Raw genomic sequence first — 6,709 nt, forward strand, 5'->3', positions numbered from 1 at the left:
GCCAGAGCCCGAGCGACATCAGGATTGCGATACCACCGGCACCAAGGATCAGGGCAGAAAGATAGCGGCGCATAAGGTCCTCAAAGTAAATACGCGGGGAGCAGTGCCCCCCGCGTTTTGCATTGCCGTCAGGGGTGCCGGATCAGGCGCTGCCCCAGATATAGACAGCAGCGAAGAGGAACAGCCAGACCACATCGACGAAGTGCCAGTACCAGGCGGCGGCCTCGAACCCGACATGCTGTTCAGGCGTGAAATGCCCCTTCAGCGCCCGGAACATGCAGACCAACAGGAACACCGTCCCGATGAACACATGCGCACCGTGGAAACCGGTCGCCATGAAGAACGAGGCGCCATAGATGTTGCCCGCGAACCCGAAGGCCGCGTGGCTATATTCCAGCGCCTGGAACGCGGTAAAGAGCGCGCCGAGCGCTACGGCCAGTGCCAGCCCGTTGACCATGTCCTTGCGGTTGTTCTCATGCGCAATGGCGTGGTGCGCCCAGGTCGCGGCAGCGCCCGAGCAGAGCAGGATCAGCGTGTTGATCAGGGGCAGGTGCCAGGGGTCGAAGGTCTCGATTCCCGCAGGCGGCCAGATGCCGTCGATCTTGGGCGATCCTTCCGTCATCGGATAAAGCGCGTGTTTGAAGAAAGTCCAGAACCAGGCCGAAAAGAACATCACCTCGGACATGATGAAGAGGATAAAGCCATAACGCAGGCCGATCCGCACCACTGGTGTGTGATCGCCGGTATTGCCCTCATGCACAACCTCGGACCACCAGCCGAACATGACGTACAGCACCAGTGCGAGGCCCGCGAGGAACATGAACGGCGTGATCGCCTTCATCCAAAGGACGGCGCCGAACAGCATGACAAAGCCGCCCACGCCGCCGAGGAACGGCCAGAGCGAGGGCTTGAGGATATGGTAGTCGTGGTTTTTCGCGTGCGCCATGTCGGTTTCCCTGATTTGGCCTCAGTTATAGTCAGAGCCTTCGACGGGCGAAAGGCTCGCCTGTGCTTCGGGCAGTTCGATTTGGTAAAAGGTGTAGGAAAGTGTGATATTGCGGATACGGCCCGCATCGCGGTCCTTCACCAGTTCCGGATCGACATAGAAGACGACCGGCATCTCCACCCGCTCACCCGGCTTCAGCACCTGTTCGGTGAAGCAGAAGCACTGGATCTTGTCGAAGTAATAGCCTGCAAGGTCGGGGGCGACATTGTAGCTGGCCGTGCCCGCGACCGGATTGTCGGTCGGGTTAAAGGCCTCATAGAACGCCATCCCGGTTTCACCGATCCTCAGCTTCATCTCGGTCTGCATGGGTCGGAATTCCCACGGCATACCCGGCGCGATATTGGCGTCGAAGCGGACAGTGACGATTTCATCAAGGATCTCTGACGTGTTTTCGGCCGCGACATTCGTCGTGCCGCCATAGCCGGTCACGCGGCAGAACCAGTCATAGAACGGCACCGCGGCCCAAGCCAGCGCACCCATGGTCACGACGATGCCGACAAGCATAGCGGCGATGCGGGAATTACTGTCCAGCCGCTTCATTGCGCGGCCTCCGAAGCGGGCAGCTTGCCCTCTTCCAGATGCGAAATCTTCACGACCGACAGGCCGAAGATCAGCGCCACCAACGCGCCCAGCACCAATCCGAGGCCAAGGTTGCGCCCTTTGCGGCGCCCATGAAGCTCATGGTCCTGCCGGATCGCCATCACCATCCCCCGAACCCGAAGGGCACAAGGCTGGCCTCGATCAGAAGCGCGCCGAAATGCAGGAAGAGATAGGCGAGCGAGAACTTGAAGAACGCCCTTTCGGCCTTGTAGCCATCCGCCTCGGCCATGTCCTCATCCCGCCGGGTGATGCGGAACGCCCCCCGGATGAAAAGCGCGTTGAGAACAAGTGCCGTCACCAGCGTCACCGGCCCGCCGACCGAGGTCAGCGACAGGGCCAGCGCGAAGGGGGCCAGAAGCACCGTATAGACCAGGATATGCTTGCGCGTCGCCTTCCGGCCATGGGTGACCGTCAGCATCGGCACGCCGGCCTTGGAGTAGTCGTCCTTCATGAACAGGCAAAGCGCCCAGAAATGCGGCGGCGTCCACATGAAGATCAGCGCGAACATCAGAAGCGATTCGACCGAAACGCCGCCCGTTACCACCGCCCAGCCGATCATCGGCGGGAAGGCCCCGGCAGCGCCGCCGATGACGATGTTCTGCGGCGTCAGGCGCTTCAGCCACATCGTGTAGATGACGACATAGAAGAAGATCGTGAAGGCAAGGAACAGGCCCGCGAACCAGTTCGCGGCCAGCCCCAGCATCAGGCACGAAAGACCCGACAATGCCAGACCAAGGCCCAAAGCCTCACCTTCGCTGACCTTGCCCGACGGGATCGGGCGGCTTTGCGTGCGTCGCATCACCCGGTCGATATCGGCGTCATACCACATGTTCAGGGCACCCGACGCGCCGCCGCCAAGGGCAATGAACAGAATAGCGGTGAAGGCGACAAAGGGATGAACGCTGCCGGGTGCAACGATCAGACCAACCATCGCGGTAAAGACGACCAGCGACATGACACGCGGCTTCAGAAGCTGGACGTAATCGCCGAACTCCGCCTCTTGCCCATGATCAATGGCGCTGAAATCGCTCATTCATTCCCCCGAAAGGATGAGGCGCGGTCGATGCCCGCACCCCGTCCGGATCATTGCGCTGCGGCGACCTGCACGGTTGCCGACGTACCGGCATCGGCGGTCTTGGTTCGCGCAACCCAGTCGTCATAGACCTCCTGGCTGACAACCTTCACTGTGATCGGCATATAGGCGTGGTCCTTGCCGCAGAGTTCCGAACACTGACCGAAATAGATGCCTTCACGCTCGGCCTTGAACCACAGCTCGGCGATGCGGCCCGGAACGGCGTCCTGCTTCACGGCAAAAGCCGGGATGGTCCAGGCATGGATCACATCGGCGGCGGTCACCTGTACGACCACAATCTTGTTGATCGGCACGACGACAGAGGTATCGGTGGCCAAGAGGTATTCGTCCTGGCTGTAGCCAGCCGCCTCAAGCCCGTCGCGGCCCAGCATGAAGCTGTCAAAGGCAATGCCCTCATCGGGATATTCGTAGGACCAGTACCACTGGTTGCCGGTCGCCTTGATCACGACGTCGCCTTCCGGAATCTCCTGCTGCTTGAACAGGATCGGCAGCGAGAAGGAGCCGAGAACGACAAGGATCAGCACGGGGACCAGCGTCCAGACAATCTCCACCGGCGTGTTGTGAGTGAACTTCGCGGGTGTCGGATTGGCGCGGCTGTTGAAGCGCAGGATGACGATGGCCAGAAGGCCGACCACGAAACCGGCAACGATGATGCAGAGCCAGAGCAGCATGTGATCCAGCCATTGCTGATCGCGCGCCAGTTCGGTCGCGGCCGGCTGAAAGCCGATACCATCGGCATGCGGAGCGCCGACAATCTCAAGTCCGGTGATTCCGTCCTGGGCCATCACGGCACCGGCCAGCATCGTGGAGGTGAAGGCGGCCCCGAGGCCGGAAAGAATGGTCGCAAAGCGCATATCGTGTTCCCGTTCCTGCCGCGGCCGTCCCGCCGCTTCCAGTTCCGGCCCGCCTTTGGCGCAACCGGTTGTATCCGGCGCTTCTAAAATCATATTAGAGGCAATGCGACAAGTGAAACCAGCGCGGCAAAGCGCCGCTTTTGACCGAAATCAAGGACCGCAAGGGGAACCCAGATGACAGAAGCCCGCTTTTCCCCGTTCGAGACCCATCTCGACCCCGACCGCGCATTGGCGATTCTGCGCGAAGCAACCGCGGGGGCAGAGGATGGCGAGTTGTTCCTCGAACGCCGCCGGTCCGAGGCTCTGGTCTTCGATGACGGGCGGCTCAGGAATGCCAGCTACGACGCTTCCGAAGGTTTTGGCCTGCGCGCCGTCAACGGCGAGGTGGCGGGTTACGCCCATTCCACCGAAATCTCCGAATCCGCTTTGAAGCGCGCGTCCGAGACCGCACGGCTTGCGGTCGGCGATGGCGGCGGGGTGATGGCCGCGCCACCTTCGGGCACCAATCTGAAGCTCTACACCGATGCCGATCCGTTGGCCGACGCCGCTTTCGGCGTGAAGGTAGAGACCCTGCGCGAGATCGACGCCTTCGCCCGTGCGCTCGACCCACGCGTTGTGCAGGTCTCGGCCACCATCGCCGCCGCCTTGCAGGAGGTGTTCATCCTGCGCCCCGAAGGCGGGCTTGTCTCTGACATCCGCCCGATGGCGCGTCTGAATGTCTCGGTCATCGTAGAGGAAAACGGGCGGCGTGAAACCGGATCGACCGGCGGCGGCGGCCGGGCGGGGCTGGCCCAGCTCATGACGCCCGCGCATTGGCAGAATGAAACGCGCGAGGCGTTGCGCATTGCCCTCGTCAACCTCCGCGCTGTCCCTGCCCCCGCGGGCGTGATGGATGTGGCACTTGGCGCGGGCTGGCCCGGCATCCTCTTGCACGAGGCTGTGGGACATGGGTTGGAGGGCGATTTCAACCGCAAGAAAACCTCGGCCTTTGCGGGCCTTATGGGCCAACAGGTCGCGGCTAGGGGCGTGACGGTTCTCGATGACGGCACCATCCCCGACCGGCGGGGGTCGATCACCGTCGATGACGAAGGCACGCCGAGCGGGAAAAATGTGCTGATCGAGGATGGCGTGCTTGTCGGCTATATGCAGGACCGCCAGAATGCCCGGCTTATGGGCGTCAAACCCACCGGCAACGGACGGCGCGAGAGTTTCGCCCATATCCCGATGCCGCGCATGACCAATACTTATATGCTGTCGGGTGACGCACGGCCCGGCGATATCGTGGCCGATCTCAAGGACGGTATCTATGCCGTGGGCTTTGGTGGCGGTCAGGTCGATATCACCAACGGCAAGTTCGTGTTCAGCTGCACCGAGGCCTACCGGGTAAAGAACGGTGTGGTCGGCGACCCGGTCAAGGGCGCCACCCTGATCGGCGATGGTGCCACGGCAATGAAACAGATCCGCGCCATCGGCACCGACATGAAGCTCGACCCCGGCATCGGCAATTGCGGCAAAGCCGGGCAATGGGTGCCGGTGGGCGTCGGCCAGCCAACCCTGCTGATCGGCGGGCTGACCGTCGGCGGCTCGGCGGCGTGAAGGAGGGCCCGGCAGCCTCATCCGACGATACTGGCGCCATCTGGCAATGAAAATCGTTGTCCTCCCCGGCCTCGACGGCACCGGCCATCTGCTTGGCGATTTCGCCGACGCCCTGAGTGATGAGCATCGGGTAGAGGTTCTCTCCTATCCGCTCGACATGACCTCGTATGCCGAGATTGCCGAATGGCTGGCGCGCCAACGGCATGATGAGGAATTCGCCATCGTCGCCGAGTCGTTTTCCGGCCCGCTGGCGATAGACCTCGCCGCAGCAAAGCCGGACGGGCTCAGGGCAGTGATCTTTGTCGCAACCTTTGCCTGTGCGCCCCGACATGTGCCCCAACCGTTGATCAGGTTGATGAAAATACTGCCGGTTCCACGCCTTGCCCTCGCATGGCTCAGCCTGCCTTTCGTGATGGGCGGCAAAGGAACCGCGGAATTCAGGGCGAACTACCAACGCGCGCTCAGAAAGGTCCCCATGTCGTCGATGCTGAGCCGTCTTGCGGCAGTGCTGACCGTCGACAAACGCGACATGCTGCCGAAGGTCACGGTGCCCTGCATCTATCTGCACGCTGAGAAAGACCGGCTTGTCCCCCTATCCGCCGCCGCCGATTTTGCGCCCATCTGCGACGCGGTAATTTCAGTCGATGCCCCGCATTTTCTTCTTCAGACCCGTCCCATCGAAGCTGCGCAGCACGTCGCGCATTTCCTGTCGAAACGGCAACAATAAGGGGTGGAGCGCCCAGAAAAGACACCATATTCGGCACAGTGCTGCCCTCAGGCTGCCTGTATTTGAGTTGACGCTAAGGGAAGATGAGTATCGCAGGAGACGGGTCATGCTTCCTGAAGTCCAGACGCCCCGCCCAAGTGTATCATGCGGGCCATACGTTCCGATCCCCCACCGTGTCGCCAATAACCGCGACGCCGTAATCCGCGAATTGCGCCAGATATGGCCGTCGGCGGTCGACCTTGCCAAGGAGCCCGGCGTTCTCTACCGGCTGCACGCGCTGTTGAATATCTGAGTGCTCTGTCTTCCGGACAGTATCCCGGTCTGAGTGCGCGCAATCGGGACTTTGCGGACATTCGTGGATACGCCTCTTCGCCCGGGAACAAGCGCGACGCGCGCCGGGCGAGCGCCTGCCCGTCCCGGCGGGCTGGCGCTTTTGAGATCGTGTGCTTCGCATGAGGTCCGAGGGGCTTTGCTGGCATAAAGCACCCCGAATACAGGTCGCTGCGCCACCCCATGGGCAGGCACCCGCCCGGCTTACGTGGCGCGTCCTAACGACCGCAAAGAGCTCGAAACATCAAATCGACCCGGGCCTTCAGCCCTTCTTGCCCTTGCCCAGATCGGCGGCCAGACGGAACCCGATCCGGCGCGGTTCCTCCACCTCTGGCGCTTTTGGCTGGGCCCGCAGCATCACGTTGAGCTGGCTGACATGCTGGATCAGCTGGTTGCGTGACCCTCCATCATCCGTGCCGTAGAAAGTCACGATATCGGGGTCGAAATAGCCGATCCCCTCGATCCTCAGCACACCGGCATCGCCGCCGGTAAAGCCCATCGCA

At 62.1% G+C, this 6,709-nt stretch carries 9 protein-coding genes; 3 read left to right on the top strand and 6 right to left on the bottom strand.

All coding sequences use genetic code 11. The features are described from left to right. Positions 1 to 142: 142 nt before the first annotated feature. The 5 genes from WBB85_RS16430 to coxB are packed head-to-tail and all read right to left on the bottom strand — an operon-like array spanning position 143 to position 3,553. Positions 143 to 946 carry a cytochrome c oxidase subunit 3 gene (locus WBB85_RS16430; protein ID WP_432639676.1) on the bottom strand — a complete coding sequence of 268 codons (804 nt, stop codon included), beginning with the start codon at positions 944 to 946 and terminating at the stop codon, positions 143 to 145. A gap of 21 nt (positions 947 to 967) precedes the next feature. Further along, on the bottom strand, positions 968 to 1,546 hold the full coding sequence (locus WBB85_RS16435) for a cytochrome c oxidase assembly protein (protein ID WP_432639677.1): 579 nt from the start codon (positions 1,544 to 1,546) through the stop codon (positions 968 to 970). Beyond that, entirely contained in the window at positions 1,543 to 1,707 is a 165-nt protein-coding gene (locus WBB85_RS16440) for a hypothetical protein (protein WP_432639678.1), read from the bottom strand. Before WBB85_RS16440 ends, WBB85_RS16435 begins: the two co-directional genes overlap by 4 nt. Then, positions 1,707 to 2,639 carry a heme o synthase gene (gene cyoE / locus WBB85_RS16445; protein WP_432639679.1) on the bottom strand — a complete coding sequence of 311 codons (933 nt, stop codon included), beginning with the start codon at positions 2,637 to 2,639 and terminating at the stop codon, positions 1,707 to 1,709. The genes WBB85_RS16440 and cyoE overlap by 1 nt, the downstream gene beginning before the upstream one ends. 50 nt (positions 2,640 to 2,689) lie before the next feature. Beyond that, on the bottom strand, positions 2,690 to 3,553 hold the full coding sequence (gene coxB / locus WBB85_RS16450; RefSeq protein WP_432639680.1) for a cytochrome c oxidase subunit II: 864 nt from the start codon (positions 3,551 to 3,553) through the stop codon (positions 2,690 to 2,692). Positions 3,554 to 3,727: 174 nt separating this feature from the next. Here coxB and tldD point away from each other — a divergent pair, with 174 nt between their 5' ends. From tldD to WBB85_RS16465, 3 genes are all read left to right on the top strand, one after another. Then, positions 3,728 to 5,149: a metalloprotease TldD gene (gene tldD / locus WBB85_RS16455; RefSeq protein WP_432639681.1), complete on the top strand. Its 1,422-nt coding sequence runs from the start codon at positions 3,728 to 3,730 to the stop codon at positions 5,147 to 5,149. 46 nt (positions 5,150 to 5,195) lie between these two features. Further along, the gene (locus tag WBB85_RS16460) at positions 5,196 to 5,876 is read left to right on the top strand and encodes an alpha/beta fold hydrolase (RefSeq protein ID WP_432639682.1); all 681 of its coding nucleotides are present in this window, start codon (positions 5,196 to 5,198) and stop codon (positions 5,874 to 5,876) included. A 106-nt stretch (positions 5,877 to 5,982) separates the two neighbouring features. Beyond that, entirely contained in the window at positions 5,983 to 6,168 is a 186-nt protein-coding gene (locus WBB85_RS16465) for a hypothetical protein (protein WP_432639683.1), read from the top strand. A 300-nt stretch (positions 6,169 to 6,468) separates the two neighbouring features. On the opposite strand, the gene WBB85_RS16470 is transcribed toward WBB85_RS16465, so the two are convergent. Then, a partial coding sequence (locus WBB85_RS16470; RefSeq protein WP_432639684.1) for a DUF6173 family protein occupies positions 6,469 to 6,709 on the bottom strand: 241 nt, incomplete at its 5' end.

Source organism: Albidovulum sp. (genome assembly GCF_049646345.1).
In the GTDB taxonomy this organism is placed as follows: domain Bacteria; phylum Pseudomonadota; class Alphaproteobacteria; order Rhodobacterales; family Rhodobacteraceae; genus Albidovulum.

Bases quoted from the DNA above. Each gene is read 5' to 3' on its own strand.
- WBB85_RS16460 (WP_432639682.1), top strand. From the start codon at position 5,196: ATGAAAATCGTTGTCCTCCCCGGCCTCGACGGCACCGGCCATCTGCTT.
- cyoE (WP_432639679.1), bottom strand. From the start codon at position 2,639: ATGAGCGATTTCAGCGCCATTGATCATGGGCAAGAGGCGGAGTTCGGC.
- WBB85_RS16435 (WP_432639677.1), bottom strand. From the start codon at position 1,546: ATGAAGCGGCTGGACAGTAATTCCCGCATCGCCGCTATGCTTGTCGGC.
- WBB85_RS16465 (WP_432639683.1), top strand. From the start codon at position 5,983: ATGCTTCCTGAAGTCCAGACGCCCCGCCCAAGTGTATCATGCGGGCCA.
- WBB85_RS16430 (WP_432639676.1), bottom strand. From the start codon at position 946: ATGGCGCACGCGAAAAACCACGACTACCATATCCTCAAGCCCTCGCTC.
- coxB (WP_432639680.1), bottom strand. From the start codon at position 3,553: ATGCGCTTTGCGACCATTCTTTCCGGCCTCGGGGCCGCCTTCACCTCC.
- WBB85_RS16440 (WP_432639678.1), bottom strand. From the start codon at position 1,707: ATGGCGATCCGGCAGGACCATGAGCTTCATGGGCGCCGCAAAGGGCGC.
- tldD (WP_432639681.1), top strand. From the start codon at position 3,728: ATGACAGAAGCCCGCTTTTCCCCGTTCGAGACCCATCTCGACCCCGAC.